Annotated in this window: 17 protein-coding genes; 15 read left to right on the top strand and 2 right to left on the bottom strand. The window is 71.1% G+C overall.

Annotation, left to right across the window (positions count from 1 at the left end):
* The first annotated feature begins 8 nt into the window (after positions 1-8).
* The 12 genes from OSR43_RS14980 to OSR43_RS14925 all read left to right on the top strand — a co-directional run bounded on the left by OSR43_RS14980 (position 9) and on the right by OSR43_RS14925 (position 9,377).
* The gene (locus OSR43_RS14980) at positions 9-263 is read left to right on the top strand and encodes an AtpZ/AtpI family protein (protein WP_302267411.1); all 255 of its coding nucleotides are present in this window, start codon (positions 9-11) and stop codon (positions 261-263) included.
* A 10-nt stretch (positions 264-273) separates the two neighbouring features.
* Entirely contained in the window at positions 274-1,095 is an 822-nt protein-coding gene (gene atpB / locus OSR43_RS14975; RefSeq protein ID WP_367891498.1) for a F0F1 ATP synthase subunit A, read from the top strand.
* A 126-nt stretch (positions 1,096-1,221) separates the two neighbouring features.
* Complete coding sequence (gene atpE, locus OSR43_RS14970) at positions 1,222-1,410, top strand: ATP synthase F0 subunit C (protein ID WP_367891531.1); 189 nt, start codon at positions 1,222-1,224, stop codon at positions 1,408-1,410.
* 37 nt (positions 1,411-1,447) lie between these two features.
* Entirely contained in the window at positions 1,448-2,014 is a 567-nt protein-coding gene (locus OSR43_RS14965) for a F0F1 ATP synthase subunit B (protein ID WP_302267410.1), read from the top strand.
* 13 nt (positions 2,015-2,027) lie between these two features.
* Positions 2,028-2,846: a F0F1 ATP synthase subunit delta gene (locus OSR43_RS14960; RefSeq protein ID WP_302267409.1), complete on the top strand. Its 819-nt coding sequence runs from the start codon at positions 2,028-2,030 to the stop codon at positions 2,844-2,846.
* A 44-nt stretch (positions 2,847-2,890) separates the two neighbouring features.
* Positions 2,891-4,528 carry a F0F1 ATP synthase subunit alpha gene (gene atpA / locus OSR43_RS14955; RefSeq protein WP_302267408.1) on the top strand — a complete coding sequence of 546 codons (1,638 nt, stop codon included), beginning with the start codon at positions 2,891-2,893 and terminating at the stop codon, positions 4,526-4,528.
* Positions 4,529-4,531: 3 nt separating this feature from the next.
* On the top strand, positions 4,532-5,461 hold the full coding sequence (locus OSR43_RS14950) for a F0F1 ATP synthase subunit gamma (RefSeq protein WP_302267407.1): 930 nt from the start codon (positions 4,532-4,534) through the stop codon (positions 5,459-5,461).
* A gap of 5 nt (positions 5,462-5,466) precedes the next feature.
* Positions 5,467-6,924: a F0F1 ATP synthase subunit beta gene (atpD, locus tag OSR43_RS14945; protein ID WP_302267406.1), complete on the top strand. Its 1,458-nt coding sequence runs from the start codon at positions 5,467-5,469 to the stop codon at positions 6,922-6,924.
* A 10-nt stretch (positions 6,925-6,934) separates the two neighbouring features.
* Positions 6,935-7,327: a F0F1 ATP synthase subunit epsilon gene (locus tag OSR43_RS14940; protein ID WP_302267404.1), complete on the top strand. Its 393-nt coding sequence runs from the start codon at positions 6,935-6,937 to the stop codon at positions 7,325-7,327.
* Positions 7,328-7,415: 88 nt separating this feature from the next.
* Entirely contained in the window at positions 7,416-7,859 is a 444-nt protein-coding gene (locus OSR43_RS14935; RefSeq protein ID WP_302267403.1) for a DUF2550 domain-containing protein, read from the top strand.
* Positions 7,852-9,060: an MFS transporter gene (locus OSR43_RS14930; protein WP_302267402.1), complete on the top strand. Its 1,209-nt coding sequence runs from the start codon at positions 7,852-7,854 to the stop codon at positions 9,058-9,060. The genes OSR43_RS14935 and OSR43_RS14930 overlap by 8 nt, the downstream gene beginning before the upstream one ends.
* Complete coding sequence (locus OSR43_RS14925) at positions 9,057-9,377, top strand: SelT/SelW/SelH family protein (RefSeq protein WP_302267401.1); 321 nt, start codon at positions 9,057-9,059, stop codon at positions 9,375-9,377. Before OSR43_RS14930 ends, OSR43_RS14925 begins: the two co-directional genes overlap by 4 nt.
* Here the strand turns inward: OSR43_RS14925 and OSR43_RS14920 are convergent.
* Complete coding sequence (locus tag OSR43_RS14920; RefSeq protein ID WP_302267400.1) at positions 9,374-9,967, bottom strand: cob(I)yrinic acid a,c-diamide adenosyltransferase; 594 nt, start codon at positions 9,965-9,967, stop codon at positions 9,374-9,376. The two genes, OSR43_RS14925 and OSR43_RS14920, sit on opposite strands and share 4 nt — an antisense overlap.
* A 41-nt stretch (positions 9,968-10,008) precedes the next feature.
* Between OSR43_RS14920 and OSR43_RS14915 the strand changes: the two genes are divergently transcribed.
* The 3 genes from OSR43_RS14915 to OSR43_RS14905 all read left to right on the top strand — a co-directional run bounded on the left by OSR43_RS14915 (position 10,009) and on the right by OSR43_RS14905 (position 13,195).
* Positions 10,009-10,629, top strand: a complete 621-nt coding sequence (locus OSR43_RS14915; RefSeq protein WP_302267399.1) for a hypothetical protein — start codon at positions 10,009-10,011, stop codon at positions 10,627-10,629.
* Positions 10,630-10,731: 102 nt separating this feature from the next.
* Positions 10,732-11,037: an STAS domain-containing protein gene (locus OSR43_RS14910; RefSeq protein ID WP_302267398.1), complete on the top strand. Its 306-nt coding sequence runs from the start codon at positions 10,732-10,734 to the stop codon at positions 11,035-11,037.
* A gap of 103 nt (positions 11,038-11,140) precedes the next feature.
* Positions 11,141-13,195 (top strand): protein meaA, encoded by a 2,055-nt coding sequence (locus OSR43_RS14905; RefSeq protein WP_302267397.1) that lies wholly within the window; start codon positions 11,141-11,143, stop codon positions 13,193-13,195.
* A 183-nt stretch (positions 13,196-13,378) separates the two neighbouring features.
* On the opposite strand, the gene OSR43_RS14900 is transcribed toward OSR43_RS14905, so the two are convergent.
* Positions 13,379-14,194 carry a DUF72 domain-containing protein gene (locus tag OSR43_RS14900; protein ID WP_302267396.1) on the bottom strand — a complete coding sequence of 272 codons (816 nt, stop codon included), beginning with the start codon at positions 14,192-14,194 and terminating at the stop codon, positions 13,379-13,381.
* Positions 14,195-14,249 lie beyond the last annotated feature (55 nt).

The following is a 14,249-nucleotide window of genomic DNA, read 5'->3' as shown; positions in this document are numbered from 1 at the left end:
GGGGCGCCATGAGTCAGCAGGACCAACCAGCTGTTCCTCAGGACGGCCCGAAGGGCGATCCGTGGCACGCCTTCGGCTACATGGTCTCGGGCGTCGCGGTGTACGGCGTCCTGGGGTGGCTCGCAGACCGGTGGCTCGGCACGACCTTCCTCGTTGCTGTCGGCATCCTGATCGGTGCCACGCTCGGGATCTACATGACCTTCGCTCGTTTCAACCGTGCCCGGCCGGACGACCAGCCGCACGAGCAGTCGCACGACAAGTAGAGGAGAACTGGTGAACGTCGCAGCCGTGGTGCGTTCCGCAGACGGGTTCACCCCGCCCGGACCGGCCGACTTCGACCTCCCCGCCATCGGCGGCGGCTCGACGATGGACTTCCTCGGTCAGGAGGCGGTGCTCGGTGTCACGAAGCCGATGCTCCAGCTGGTCCTGGCGGCCGTCCTGGTCTTCGCTTTCTTCAAGGTCGCCTCGGCCAAGCGCGCGATGGTGCCCGGGAAGCTGCAGTTCGTGGGCGAGGAGGCGTACGGCTTCGTCCGCAACTCCCTCAGCCGCGACATCATCGGCAGCCACGACTTCCAGAAGTACACGCCGTACCTCTTCTCGTTGTTCTTCTTCATCCTGCTGAACAACCTCTTCGCGTCGATCCCGCTCCTGCAGTTCCCGACGTTCTCCCGTTCCGGGATGGTCTACTCGCTGGCCCTGCTCAGCTGGGTCGTCTACAACGTCGCCGGCATCCGCAAGCACGGCTTCGTCGGCTACTTCAAGCTGCAGTCGGTCCCGGCCGGCATCGGCGGCCCGATGCTGATCCTGCTCGTGCCGCTCGAGTTCATGTCCAACATCCTGGTCCGCCCGGTCACCCTGGCGCTGCGACTCTTCGCGAACATGTTCGCCGGCCACCTGCTGCTGATCCTCTTCGCTCTCGGCGGCGAGTACCTCGTGACCGAGATGGCGATCCAGTACGCCCCGGTCGGCATCATCGCGTGGCTGCTCTTCATCGCGGTCGCCTTCCTGGAGATCCTGATCCAGTTCCTCCAGGCCTACGTCTTCGTCCTGCTCAACGCCATGTACATCAGTGGCGCGATCGCGGACGAGCACTGAGCAGCGGCCCCGCCGCACGCACCTCGCTCAGCCAGCAGCACCCCTGACCAGCACCACCCGAGTTAGTAGCAGGAACACACCGAAAGGAAGATTGCCGTGGAAGGCACTCTGAACGGCTCGCTCAACATGATCGGCTACGGCCTCGCGGCCATCGGCCCCGGTATCGGTATCGGTCTGATCTTCGCGGCCTACATCGCCGGCGTGGCCCGTCAGCCGGAGGCCCAGAGCCGCCTGCAGTCGATCGCGATCCTCGGCTTCGCTCTCGCCGAGGCGCTCGCCATCATCGGCATCGCCCTCGCGTTCGTCCTCAGCTGATCACGCCCTCCGCCTGTAGGACCCGGAAGGACCTGGCATGCAAGCACTTGTGACCTCCATGGTGGTGAGGGCCGCCGAGGGGGAGGAGCACGAGCTCAACCCGCTCATCCCGCACCCGATCGAGCTCGTCCTGTCGCTCGTCGTCTTCGCGATCCTCTTCTTCCTCGTGAAGAAGTTCGTCGTGCCGGCGTTCGAGACGACCTACGCCGAGCGCACCAAGGCGATCGAGGGCGGCCTCGCCGCGGCCGAGACCAAGCAGGCGGAGGCCGACGCCAAGCTCGCCGAGCTCGAGAAGCAGCTCGGCGACGCCCGGCACGAGGCTGCGCGGATCCGCGAGGAGGCGCGCGAGCAGGGGGCGGCGATCATCGCCGAGATGCGGGAGCAGGCCCAGGCCGAGTCCACCCGCATCGTCGAGCACGGCAAGGCCCAGATCGAGGCGGAGCGCCAGCAGGCGGTCACCTCGCTCCGCGCCGAGGTCGGCACCCTCGCGACCTCGCTGGCCGGCCGCATCGTCGGGGAGTCCCTCGACGACGACGACCGCCAGCGCCGCGTCGTCGACCGCTTCCTCGCCGACCTCGAGGCCGGCACGCCGGGCCGGAACTGATGGGGGAGCACTGATGTCCGCCTCGTTCCGCGGCGCCTCGGCAGAGTCGCTGGCCGCGCTCGTCGACGAGCTCGGTGGTGCTGTCTCGGGCTCCTCGGAGTCCGCGGCAGTCGTCGCCGGCGACCTGTTCTCGGTGTCGCAGACCCTGCGGTCCGAGGGCGCCCTGCGCCGGTTCCTCACCGACGTGTCCCTCCCGGCAGAGGCCAAGACCGGCCTCGTCGGGCAGGTCCTCGGGGGCAAGGTGTCCGACGCGACCCTGGTGGTCGTCCGCGCCGCGGTCTCGCGCCGGTGGATCTCCACCGGTGACCTGCCGAACGCGCTCGAGCACCTCGGCGTCGTCGCTGCCGTCCGCTCGGCCGGCGACCAGGCCGGTCGCCTCTCCGACGAGCTGTTCTCCTTCGCCCAGACGGTCAAGGACAACCCCGCGCTGCGGGACGCGCTGTCGGACCCGGCGCGTACGCTGGAGGCCAAGGCCGGGCTCGTGCGGTCGCTGCTGGAGGGCAAGGCCCTCCCCGCGACGGTCGCACTGGCCATCCAGTCGCTGGCCGGCACCCACCGCACGGTGGGCGCTGCGCTCGCGGAGTACCAGAAGGTGGCGGCCGAGGCCCACGGCCAGGGCGTGGCCACGGTCCGTGTGGCCCGCGACCTGACCGACGGTGAGCGCGACCGGCTCGCCGCGGCGCTCCACCAGCAGTACGGACGGCCCGTGCACCTCAACCTGCTCGTGGACCCCGCGGTCCTCGGCGGGATCCGCGTCGAGATCGGTGACGACGTCATCGACGGCACCGTGTCCAGCCGGCTCGACGACGCCCGTCGTCGACTCGCCGGCTGACCCACCCCCGCACTTCACGAAGAGACAAGAGAGAAGGAACCGAGATGACGGAGCTCTCCATCCGTCCGGAGGAGATCCGCGACGCGCTGCAGAAGTACGTCGCCGACTACCAGCCCGAGGCAGCCAGCCGCGAAGAGGTCGGCCTCGTGGCGGAGGCCGGCGACGGCATCGCGCGCGTCAGCGGGCTCCCGTCGGCCATGGCCAACGAGCTGCTGCAGTTCGAGGACGGCACCCTGGGCCTCGCCCTGAACCTCGACGCCCGCGAGATCGGCGTCGTCATCCTCGGTGACTTCGACAAGATCGAGGAGGGCCAGACGGTCCGCCGGACCGGCGAGGTCCTCTCGGTCCCCGTCGGCGAGGGCTACCTCGGCCGCGTCGTGGACCCGCTGGGCAACCCGATCGACGGCCTCGGCGACATCGAGACCTCGGGCCGCCGCGCCCTCGAGCTGCAGGCGCCCTCGGTGATGCAGCGCAAGTCGGTGCACGAGCCGCTCGCCACCGGCATCAAGGCGATCGACTCGCTGACCCCGATCGGCCGCGGCCAGCGCCAGCTGATCATCGGCGACCGCGCGACCGGCAAGACCACGGTCGCGATCGACACGATCATCAACCAGAAGCAGTACTGGGAGACCGGCGACCCGAGCAAGCAGGTCCGCTGCATCTACGTCGCCGTCGGCCAGAAGGGCTCGACCATCGCCTCCGTGCGTGGCGCCCTCGAGGAGGCCGGCGCGCTGGAGTACACCACGATCGTCGCCTCGCCGGCGTCGGACAGCGCGGGCTTCAAGTACCTCGCTCCGTACACCGGCTCGGCCATCGGCCAGCACTGGATGTACGACGGCAAGCACGTCCTCATCGTCTTCGACGACCTGACCAAGCAGGCCGAGGCCTACCGCGCCGTGTCGCTGCTGCTGCGCCGCCCGCCGGGCCGCGAGGCCTACCCGGGTGACGTGTTCTACCTGCACAGCCGCCTGCTCGAGCGCTGCGCCAAGCTCTCCGACGACCTCGGTGCCGGCTCGATGACGGGTCTTCCGATGGTGGAGACCAAGGCCAACGACGTGTCGGCGTTCATCCCGACCAACGTCATCTCCATCACCGACGGCCAGATCTTCCTGCAGTCGGACCTCTTCGCCGCGAACCAGCGCCCGGCGATCGACGTCGGCGTCTCGGTCTCCCGCGTGGGTGGTGCGGCGATGACCAAGGCGCTCAAGGCCGTCACCGGATCGCTCAAGGTCGACCTCGCGCAGTTCCGCGCGATGGAGGCGTTCGCGATGTTCGCCTCCGACCTCGACGCGGCCTCGCGCCAGCAGCTCGACCGCGGCCAGCGCCTGATGGCGCTGCTCAAGCAGCCGGCCTACTCGCCGTACCCGGTCGAGGAGATGACCGTCTCCCTGTGGCTCGGCACGACCGGTCGCCTCGACCGCGTCCCGGTCGACGACGTGCTGCGCTTCGAGCGCGAGTTCCTCGACTACCTGCGCCGCTCCCACGAGGGCATCCTCAGCGCGATCCGTGAGTCCCTGAAGTTCGAGGACGACACGGCCTCCGCGGTCGAGGGCGCCTACACCTCCTTCCTCGACCAGTTCGAGACCTCCGAGGGCGGGTCGATCAAGGTCGGCCACGAGGCTGCGGCCGAGGCGCTCGAGGACGAGGACCAGGAGCAGATCGTCAAGCAGAAGCGGGGCTGACGCATGGCCGTATCGCTGCGTGAGTACCGCGCGCGGATCAAGTCGACGGAGTCGATGAAGAAGATCACGCGCGCCATGGAGCTCATCGCTGCGTCCCGGATCATCAAGGCGCAGCAGCGGGCGCAGGCGGCAGCGCCGTACGCCCGTGAGCTGACCCGTGCGGTGTCGGCGGTGGCGACGTTCTCGAACGTCGACCACCCGCTGACCCGCGAGGAGGAGAACCCCAAGCGGGCGGCCGTGCTGATCGTGACCAGCGACCGGGGCCTCGCCGGTGCCTACTCCTCGAGCGTGCTCAAGGAGGCCGAGCGGCTCGCGGAGAAGCTGCGTGCCGAGGGCAAGGAGATCGACACCTACATCTGCGGCCGGAAGGGCGAGGCGTACTACAAGTTCCGCCAGCGCCCCATCGTGCAGGCGTGGACGGGCTTCTCCGACCAGCCGTCGTACGACGTGGCCGCCGAGATCGGTGCCGCGCTGATCGAGTCGTTCCTCAAGGAGCAGGGTGAGGACGGCGACGTGGACGAGGTCCACCTCGTCTACACGCGCTTCCGCTCGATGCTCACCCAGGAGCCGACGGCCGTGCGGCTGCTGCCGCTCGAGGTCGTCGAGGCCGAGGAGAGCGTGCAGGGCGAGAAGCCCGGCGCGTCCGACGTGCTCCCGCTCTACGAGTTCGAGCCGTCGGCCGAGGCGGTCCTCGACGGGCTGCTGCCGCAGTACGTCCAGAGCCGGATCTTCTTCGCGCTGCTCCAGGCCGCGGCCTCGGAGCTGGCCGCGCGCCAGAAGGCGATGAAGTCCGCGACCGACAACGCCGACGAGCTGATCAAGAAGTACACGCGCATCGCCAACCAGGCCCGCCAGGCCGGTATTACCCAGGAAATCAGCGAGATCGTCGGTGGCGTCAACGCACTCGCCGACGCGAACTCCGGGAGTGAGTGAGAGACATGACTGCCACCTTCGAAGAGACCCAGCAGGGCTCGGCGGCCGGTGCCACCGGCCGTGTGGCCCGGGTGACCGGCCCCGTCGTCGACGTCGAGTTCCCCGCGGACGCGATGCCGGAGATGTACAACAAGCTCGAGGTCGACCTCGAGCTCGAGGGCGAGACCAGGACCCTGGTCCTCGAGGTCGCGCTGCACATCGGTGACGGCGTCGTCCGCGCCATCTCGATGAAGTCGACCGACGGCCTGGTCCGCGGTGCCTCGGTGCGTGACACCGGTGGCCCGATCACCGTCCCCGTCGGCAACGGCACCCTCGGCAAGGTCTTCAACGCGACCGGCGACGTGCTCAACCTCGAGGAGGGCGAGCGGTTCGAGGTCAACGAGCGCTGGGGCATCCACCGCAAGGCGCCGGCCTTCGACCAGCTGGAGTCGAAGACCCAGATGTTCGAGACCGGCATCAAGGTCATCGACCTGCTCACGCCGTACGTCCAGGGCGGCAAGATCGGCCTCTTCGGTGGTGCGGGCGTCGGCAAGACCGTCCTCATCCAGGAGATGATCGCCCGCGTCGCCAAGGACCACGGTGGTGTGTCGGTGTTCGCCGGCGTCGGTGAGCGCACCCGCGAGGGCAACGACCTCATCGTCGAGATGGAGGAGGCCGGCGTCCTCGGGCAGACCGCCCTCGTCTTCGGCCAGATGGACGAGCCGCCGGGCACCCGCCTGCGGGTCGCGCTGTCCGCGCTGACGATGGCGGAGTACTTCCGCGACGTGCAGAACCAGGACGTGCTGCTCTTCATCGACAACATCTTCCGGTTCACCCAGGCCGGCTCGGAGGTCTCGACCCTCCTCGGCCGGATGCCGTCCGCGGTGGGCTACCAGCCGAACCTGGCCGACGAGATGGGTCAGCTGCAGGAGCGGATCACCTCGACCCGCGGTCACTCGATCACCTCGATGCAGGCGATCTACGTCCCCGCGGACGACTACACCGACCCGGCGCCGGCGACCACCTTCGCCCACCTCGACGCCACGACCGAGCTGTCCCGCGAGATCGCGTCGCTGGGCATCTACCCGGCCGTGGACCCGCTGACCTCGACCTCGCGGATCCTCGACGCCCAGTACATCGGGCAGGCTCACTACGACTGCGCGATCCGGATCAAGCAGATCCTGCAGCGCAACAAGGAGCTGCAGGACATCATCGCGATCCTCGGTGTCGACGAGCTCTCCGAGGAGGACAAGATCATCGTCTCCCGGGCCCGTCGCATCCAGCGGTTCCTGTCGCAGAACACCTACGTGGCCAAGCAGTTCACCGGCATCGAGGGCTCCACGGTCCCCGTCGCCGACACCATCGAGGCGTTCAACAAGATCGCCGACGGTGAGTACGACCACGTGGCCGAGCAGGCGTTCTTCATGTGCGGCGGTCTCGACGACGTCGAGGCCAAGTGGGCCGAGATCCAGAAGAACCTCTGAGGACCTGACGATGGCTGAGAACCTCACGGTGGAGCTCGTCGCGGCCGACCGCACGGTCTGGTCCGGCGAGGCCACCATGGTCATCGCCCGCACGGTGGAGGGGGACGTCGGCGTGCTGCGCGGTCACGCGCCGATGCTCTCCCTGCTCACCGACGCGGTCGTCGAGATCGCCGAGACCGGCGGCGACGTCGTCGTCGCGGCGGTCGACGGCGGGTTCCTCTCCGTCGCGGCTGACCGGGTCTCGATCCTCTCCGAGCGGGCCGTGCTCGCCTCGGAGGTGGACGTCGACCAGGCGCGCGCCGAGCTCGACGAGGCCCGTGGCCTCGTCGGCGCGGAGGACGAGGCCGAGCGCCGCGTCCGCCGGGCCGAGGCGCGGATCCGCGCCGTCGAGCGGGCCCGCTGAGGCCCGTCGTACGACCTGCACGACCCGGCACCTGTCCCGCCGTCGCCGCCCGCTAGGGTGACGGCACTTCGTAGGGAAAGGGGACCAGATGCCGGTGTGGCAGTGGCTGCTCGACGCAGCCGGCCTGCTGCTCCTGCTCGTCCTGCTCTACGGCGTCGCCCTGATCGTGCGCCGCCGGGTGCTCTCCCGCAACGGGGGCACCTTCGAGCTCAGCCACCGCGTCCGGTCCGAGAGGGCCGGACGCGGTTGGCTTCTCGGGCTCGGGCGCTACTCCGGCGAGACGTTGGAGTGGTTCCGCATCTTCTCCCTCTCGCCCCGGCCGAAGCGGTGCTGGCAGCGCGACGAGATGGCCTACGACGGGCGGCGCGAGCCCGAGGGGCCCGAGCAGATGTCGCTCTACCCCGACCACGTCGTCATCTCCTGCCACACCCGCGAGGGCGAGGTGGAGCTGGCGATGAGCCCCGCCTCACTGACCGGCTTCCAGGCCTGGCTCGAGGCCCGACCTCCTGGCACCGACTGGACCCGTGGCTGACACCTCGACGCCCCCCGCCCCCACCGGACCGACCGACCCCGCACTCCTGCGCACGCGCAACTCGGTGGGGCTGGCCTTCGGCCTCAACGGCTTCCTCTTCGCCACGCTGGTGGCCCGGCTGCCCGACATCCGCGAGCACCTCGACCTCGACAATGCCGCGCTCGGCCTGCTGCTGCTCGCGATCTCGATCGGCTCGATCCTCGCGCTGCCGGCGACCGGTCGGCTGATCGGGCGGTACGGCGCCTCGCGGGTGGTCCGCGCCGGCGTCGTGGCGTGCGCCGTGGGGCTCTCCGCCGCCGGCCTGGCCGCGGGTGTGCTCGAGTCGGTGCCCGCGACGGCGGTCGCCTTCTTCGTCTACGGCATCGGCATCGGGGTCTGGGACGTCGCGATGAACGTCGAGGGCGCCGAGGTCGAGCGGCGGCTCGGGCGCACCGTGATGCCGCGCTTCCACGCCGGCTGGTCCTTCGGGTCGATCGCGGGAGCGGGGCTCGGCATCCCGCTGACCGCGCTCTCGCTGCCGATGCCGGTCCACGTCGTGGCGGGCTGCCTGGTCGCGGTGCTGGTGGTCTGGCCCGCCGCTGCGACGTTCCTGCCGTCCGAGGCGCCGCCCGAGCACACCGAGAAGCCGCGGTCGGCGTGGACCGAGCCCCGGCTGCTGGCCCTGGGCGTGATGGTCCTGGCGTTCGCGGTCGCCGAGGGGTCGGCCAACGACTGGCTGGCGCTGGCGCTCATCGACGGCTACGGCGCGGAGCACTGGGTCGGGGTGGCCGGCTTCTCGCTGTTCGTGACCGCGATGACCGGTGGCCGCCTGCTGGGCCCGGTGCTGCTGGACCGGTTCGGCCGGGCGCCGGTGCTGTGGGCCAGCTGCGCCGCCGCGTGCGCGGGCATCCTGCTCGTGGTCCTGGGCGGCCACGTCGTCCTCGTCTCGGTCGGCATCCTGGTGTGGGGCCTGGGCTCGGCGCTCGGGTTCCCGGTCGGCATGAGCGCCGCGGCCGACGACCCCGTCCGGGCCGCGGCCAGGGTCAGCGTGGTCTCCACCATCGGGTACGGCGCGTTCCTCGCCGGCCCGCCGCTGCTCGGCCTGCTCGGGGACCACGTCGGCACCCTGGACGCGCTCCTCGTGGTGTCGGCGCTGATGGTGCCGGCGGCCGTCGCCGTCCTGGCCGCACGTCCGCGGGTCCCGGCGGGGGAGGCCGGGTGACCTCGCGCCCCCGGGTCGCCATCACCTACTGCCGGCAGTGCCGGTGGCTGCTGCGGGCGCAGTGGTACCAGGGCGAGCTGCTCACGACGTTCGCCGAGGAGCTCGGCGAGGTGGCGCTGGTCCCGGCCACCGGTGGCGTCTTCCGCGTCGACGTCGACGGCGAGCCGGTCTGGAACCGCAAGCGCGACGGCGGCTTCCCCGAGGTCACCGAGCTCAAGCGGCGGGTCCGCGACCTCGTCGCCCCGGGACGCTCGCTCGGCCACGCCGACCAGGGCCCCGGCCAGGAGCCGGGCGACCCCGGCGACAGGTCCGGCTAGTCGGACCGGCCCGGCCGGCTGCGCTCGCCGCCCGGCACCCAGAGCACGTCGCCCTCGTGGCGGTTGGCGTGGCGGGCGAGGATGAACAGCAGGTCCGAGAGCCGGTTGAGGTAGGTGATGGCGAGCTTGTTCATCGACTCCGCGTGCACCTCGAAGGCGGCCCACGCCGAGCGCTCCGCACGCCGGACGACAGTCCGGGCGACGTGGAGGTGGGCGGCGCCCTCGGTGCCGCCGTTGAGGATGAACGAGCGCAGTGCCGGCAGCGCGTCGTTGTACTGGTCGCACCAGGCCTCGAGCCGGTCGACGTAGTCCTGCTCGATCCGCAGCGGCGGGTACTCGGGGTCCGGCACGACCGGGGTGCAGAAGTCCGCGCCGACGTCGAAGAGGTCGTTCTGCACGTGGGTGAGGACCGCGACGACGTCCTCGTCGAGCCCGCCGCGGACCACGGCGAGGCCGAGGTGGGCGTTGGCCTCGTCCACGTCGGCGTAGGCGTGCAGCCGCAGGTCGTTCTTGGTGGTGGTGCTCATGTCGCCGAGACGGGTCTCGCCGCCGTCGCCGGTCCGGGTGTAGATCCGCGTCAGGTTGACCATGACCGGAGGCTATCCACCGTCCGGTCGGTACGGTCGTCGGCATGGACCGCCGGGCGTACGCCGTGCTGCTCTCGCTCCCGGGCCTCGCGCTGGCCGGTGTGGGCCTGGTCCACCCCCACCACCTGTCCTACGAGACCGCCGACCGCTGGTTCGGGGTGCACCTGCCCGGCCTCGTGGTCTTCCCGCTGGTGGGGCTGGCGCTGGCGGCGCTGGTCGGTCGACGCACCGACGCCGTCGCCTGGCTGGTCCGGCTGGCGGCGTACACCTACGCCACCTTCTACACCGCCCTCGACGTCGTCAGCGGGATCGCCGCCGGCTGGGTGACGCGCGAGCTGGGCCCGGGGGTCCCGCGGCCCGACGAGGTGCGCCTGCTGTTCCGGATCGGCACGCCGCTCGGGGAGGTCGGCTCGTGGGCCCTCCTCGTGACCGTGGTCGTGCTGCTGGCCGACCAGCTGCGCCGGCACGGCGTCCGGGCGGCCGGGGGAGTGCTGCTGCTCCCGGGTGCCTGGCTGGTGCACACCGACCACATCTTCTCGCCCGGCGGGGTCGTCGGGACGGTGCTCCTGGGCCTCGGCACCGCCGCTCTCGCGCTCGCCCGCCCGGTGGCAGGTGCGGTCCTGGTTGAAGAACCCACGACCGACACGCGGAGAAGTCGCCCGTAGGGAGGCAACCTTCCCGGTTCCTGCGGCGTCACTATGGGTGAAGCGGGGGACGACCGCAGGCGAGCCCAGCACCGGAGGACCTCCGGGAAGGGAAGGGGCGACATGGACATCGTGGCCGACGGACCCACGCTCGTGCTGAGCGGTGACTTCGACGTGCGGAGCACGACGGAGGCCCGCGACGCCATCTACGACCACCTCGCCGGGCACGACGACGTCGTCCTCGACCTGACCGAGGTCTCCACCGTCGACCTGACCGCGCTCCGGCTGCTGGCGGTCGCCACGCTGGTCGCCACCCGCGGCGGGCACCACATGGTGCTGCGCGGGTGCGGGCCGGCGGTGCGCCGGATGCTCCACCTCTCGCGGCTGCGCAGCGTGGTCGAACTCGAGCGCGAGGCCGTGAGCGCCTGACCGGTGCCCCCGCGGCGGTGCCGCGGTCGGGCCCCCGGTGTGTCGGCCATCCCACACGGACGACCGGTTACCAACCGGTATCAAGCGTCCTACCCTTCCCTCCATGACGCAGATGGATCGCCCCCAGACGGACCGGCCCCAGCGCGACCGGCCCTGGGTGATGCGGACGTACGCCGGCCACTCGACCGCCGAGGCGTCCAACGCGCTCTACCGCTCGAACCTCGCGAAGGGCCAGACCGGGCTCTCGGTGGCCTTCGACCTGCCCACCCAGACCGGCTACGACCCGGACTCGGTGATGGCGCGCGGCGAGGTCGGCAAGGTCGGAGTGCCGGTCCCGCACCTGGGTGAGATGCGCAAGCTGTTCGACTCCATCCCGCTGACGGAGATGAACACCTCGATGACCATCAACGCCACGGCCATGTGGCTGCTGGCGATGTACCAGGTGGTGGCCGAGGAGCAGGCGGGGGTGCCCGAGGGGAGGGCGACGCCGGAGGAGGTCGCCGCGCAGCTGGCCGGCACCACCCAGAACGACATCATCAAGGAGTACCTCTCGCGCGGGACCTACGTGTTCCCGCCGGAGCACTCGCTGCGGCTGATCGGCGACATGATCGCCTACACGGTCCACCAGATCCCGAAGTGGAACCCGATCAACATCTGCAGCTACCACCTGCAGGAGGCCGGCGCGACGCCGACGCAGGAGCTGGCGTACGCGCTGTGCACCGCGATCGCCGTGCTGGACCAGGTGAAAGCGTCGGGCCAGGTCTCCGAGGACGACTTCGAGAAGGTCGTCGGTCGCATCTCGTTCTTCGTCAACGCCGGCGTGCGGTTCGTCGAGGAGATGTGCAAGATGCGTGCCTTCGTCGAGCTGTGGGACGAGATCACCCGCGAGCGGTACGGCGTGACGGACGCCAAGATGCGCCGCTTCCGGTACGGCGTGCAGGTCAACTCCCTCGGCCTGACCGAGGCCCAGCCGGAGAACAACGTGCAGCGGATCGTGCTGGAGATGCTCGGCGTGACGTTGTCCAAGGACGCGCGCGCCCGGGCGATCCAGCTCCCCGCGTGGAACGAGGCGCTCGGCCTGCCCCGCCCGTGGGACCAGCAGTGGTCGCTGCGGTTGCAGCAGGTGCTGGCCTTCGAGTCCGACCTGCTCGAGCACGACGACATCTTCGCCGGCTCGACGGTCGTGGAGGCCAAGGTCGCCGAGCTCGTCGCCGGCGCGAGGGCCGAGATCGACCGGGTGCAGGCGATGGGCGGGGCGATCGCCGCGGTCGAGTCGGGCTACATGAAGCAGGAGCTGGTCTCCGCGCACGCCGCGCGCCGGGCCCGGATCGAGTCCGGCGAGGAGGTCATCGTCGGGGTCAACAGGTTCGAGACCACCGAGCCCTCGCCGCTGACCGCCGACCTCGACGGCGCGATCATGACCGCCGACCCGCAGGCCGAGGCCTCCGCGATCGCCTCGGTGCAGGCGTGGAAGGCCGAGCGCGACGAGGACGAGGTCGCCCGCGCGCTGGCCGCGCTCGCCGACGCGGCGAAGACCGATGCGAACCTGATGCTCCCCACCCTGGCCGCAGCGCGGGCGGGTGCGACCACCGGCGAGTGGGCCGGCACGCTGCGCGAGGTGTTCGGCGAGTTCCGCGCCCCGACCGGCGTCTCCGGCGCCGTCGTGGCCGCCTCGGCCGGCAAGGCCGGCGCGGAGCTGTCGGCCGTGCGCGAGCGGGTCCAGGCGACGGGGGAGGAGCTGGGCGGCCGGCTGCGGCTGCTCGTGGGCAAGCCCGGGCTCGACGGGCACAGCAACGGCGCCGAGCAGGTCGCGGTCCGCGCCCGCGACGCCGGCTTCGAGGTGATCTACCAGGGCATCCGCCTGACCCCGGAGCAGATCGTGTCGGCCGCGGTCGCCGAGGACGTCCACTGCGTCGGCCTCTCGATCCTCTCCGGCTCGCACATGGAGCTGGTCCCGGCCGTCCTCGAGGGCCTGCGCGAGGCCGGCATGGGCGACGTCCCGGTCATCGTCGGCGGGATCATCCCCGACTCCGACGGGCGCCGGCTGGTGGAGCAGGGCGTCGCGGCCGTCTACACGCCCAAGGACTTCGGCCTCACCGAGATCATGGGCGGCATCGTCGACGTCATCCGGCGGGCCAACGGCCTCGCGGCCGGCTGAGCAGGCGACCACCGCTGGTCGAGCAGGTGAGCGCCGGCGAGCCGTCCCACTGCTGGTTGAGCAGGCGAGCGCCAGCGAGCCGTGTCGAAACCCGGTGACCGTGGTTGCGGCCCTGCGCCGGTCACGGGTCTCGACACGCTCAGGCCCCGAGCGGGCCTTCGCTGCTCGACCAGCGGGAGCGGGTCAGCGGCCGACGCGCTCGATGAGGGCGAGCGCGTCGTGCGGTGCGTACCCCTTGGCGTCGTTGTCGAAGTAGACGAAGACGTCGCCGTGCTCGGCCCAGGACCGGCACTTCTCCGCCCAGCGGTCGAGCGCCTCGGGGCCGTAGCCGCTCGCGTAGAGCTCGGTGTCGCCGTGCAGGCGCACGTAGACGTGGTCGGAGGTGACCTGCTCGGGCATCGGGAAGCGGCGGGCGGTGTCGGCGACGACGCAGGCGACGTCGTGGCGCCGCATCAGGTCGAAGGCCTCGTCGGTGCACCAGGTCTCGCTGCGGAACTCCAGCGCGTGCCGCAGCGGGCGCTCGGCGTCGGCCACCGTCAGCGCGCGGTCCTCCGGCACCTTGTCGTCGTGGCCGGCGGCCAGCGTCGCCGCCTCGGTCGTGGTGCGGGGGAGGCGGGAGAAGAAGTCGTCGACGAGCCCGGCGTCGAAGGCCAGCCGCTCGGGCAGCTGCCACAGGAACGGCCCCAGCTTCGGGCCCAGCGCGAGGACGCCGGAGGCGAAGAAGTTGGCCAGCGCCGTGTCGACGTCGCGCAGCCGCTTGAGGTGGGTGACGTAGCGGCCGCCCTTGACCGCGAAGACGAAGTCCTCGGGCGCCTGGTCGCGCCACGCGGCGTACGACGTCGGGCGCTGCAGGGAGTAGAAGGAGCCGTTGACCTCGATCGAGGTCATCCGCTCGGCGGCGTACGCGAGCTCGCGGCGCTGGACCAGGCCGGTCGGGTAGAAGTCGCCCCGCCACCCGCGGTAGGTCCAGCCGGAGATGCCGACGCGGATCCGTCCCATGGCTGCGCGGTGCCCGCTCGGTCCGCCGACCACACCGCGAGACGTGAACGGGAAG

The organism is Nocardioides sp. Arc9.136 (assembly GCF_030506255.1).
Classification (GTDB): domain Bacteria; phylum Actinomycetota; class Actinomycetes; order Propionibacteriales; family Nocardioidaceae; genus Nocardioides.
This window is presented reverse-complemented; position numbering and strand designations above follow the sequence as displayed.

What these genes read in the sequence shown, in the direction of transcription:
- OSR43_RS14920 (WP_302267400.1), bottom strand. Translation starts at nt 9,967, where the DNA reads ATGGTCAACCTGACGCGGATCTACACCCGGACCGGCGACGGCGGCGAG.
- OSR43_RS14905 (WP_302267397.1), top strand. Translation starts at nt 11,141, where the DNA reads ATGACGCAGATGGATCGCCCCCAGACGGACCGGCCCCAGCGCGACCGG.
- OSR43_RS14935 (WP_302267403.1), top strand. Translation starts at nt 7,416, where the DNA reads ATGCCGGTGTGGCAGTGGCTGCTCGACGCAGCCGGCCTGCTGCTCCTG.
- OSR43_RS14900 (WP_302267396.1), bottom strand. Translation starts at nt 14,194, where the DNA reads ATGGGACGGATCCGCGTCGGCATCTCCGGCTGGACCTACCGCGGGTGG.
- OSR43_RS14915 (WP_302267399.1), top strand. Translation starts at nt 10,009, where the DNA reads ATGGACCGCCGGGCGTACGCCGTGCTGCTCTCGCTCCCGGGCCTCGCG.
- atpD (WP_302267406.1), top strand. Translation starts at nt 5,467, where the DNA reads ATGACTGCCACCTTCGAAGAGACCCAGCAGGGCTCGGCGGCCGGTGCC.
- OSR43_RS14940 (WP_302267404.1), top strand. Translation starts at nt 6,935, where the DNA reads ATGGCTGAGAACCTCACGGTGGAGCTCGTCGCGGCCGACCGCACGGTC.
- OSR43_RS14950 (WP_302267407.1), top strand. Translation starts at nt 4,532, where the DNA reads ATGGCCGTATCGCTGCGTGAGTACCGCGCGCGGATCAAGTCGACGGAG.
- OSR43_RS14960 (WP_302267409.1), top strand. Translation starts at nt 2,028, where the DNA reads ATGTCCGCCTCGTTCCGCGGCGCCTCGGCAGAGTCGCTGGCCGCGCTC.
- atpE (WP_367891531.1), top strand. Translation starts at nt 1,222, where the DNA reads ATGATCGGCTACGGCCTCGCGGCCATCGGCCCCGGTATCGGTATCGGT.
- OSR43_RS14910 (WP_302267398.1), top strand. Translation starts at nt 10,732, where the DNA reads ATGGACATCGTGGCCGACGGACCCACGCTCGTGCTGAGCGGTGACTTC.
- OSR43_RS14980 (WP_302267411.1), top strand. Translation starts at nt 9, where the DNA reads ATGAGTCAGCAGGACCAACCAGCTGTTCCTCAGGACGGCCCGAAGGGC.
- OSR43_RS14965 (WP_302267410.1), top strand. Translation starts at nt 1,448, where the DNA reads ATGCAAGCACTTGTGACCTCCATGGTGGTGAGGGCCGCCGAGGGGGAG.
- atpA (WP_302267408.1), top strand. Translation starts at nt 2,891, where the DNA reads ATGACGGAGCTCTCCATCCGTCCGGAGGAGATCCGCGACGCGCTGCAG.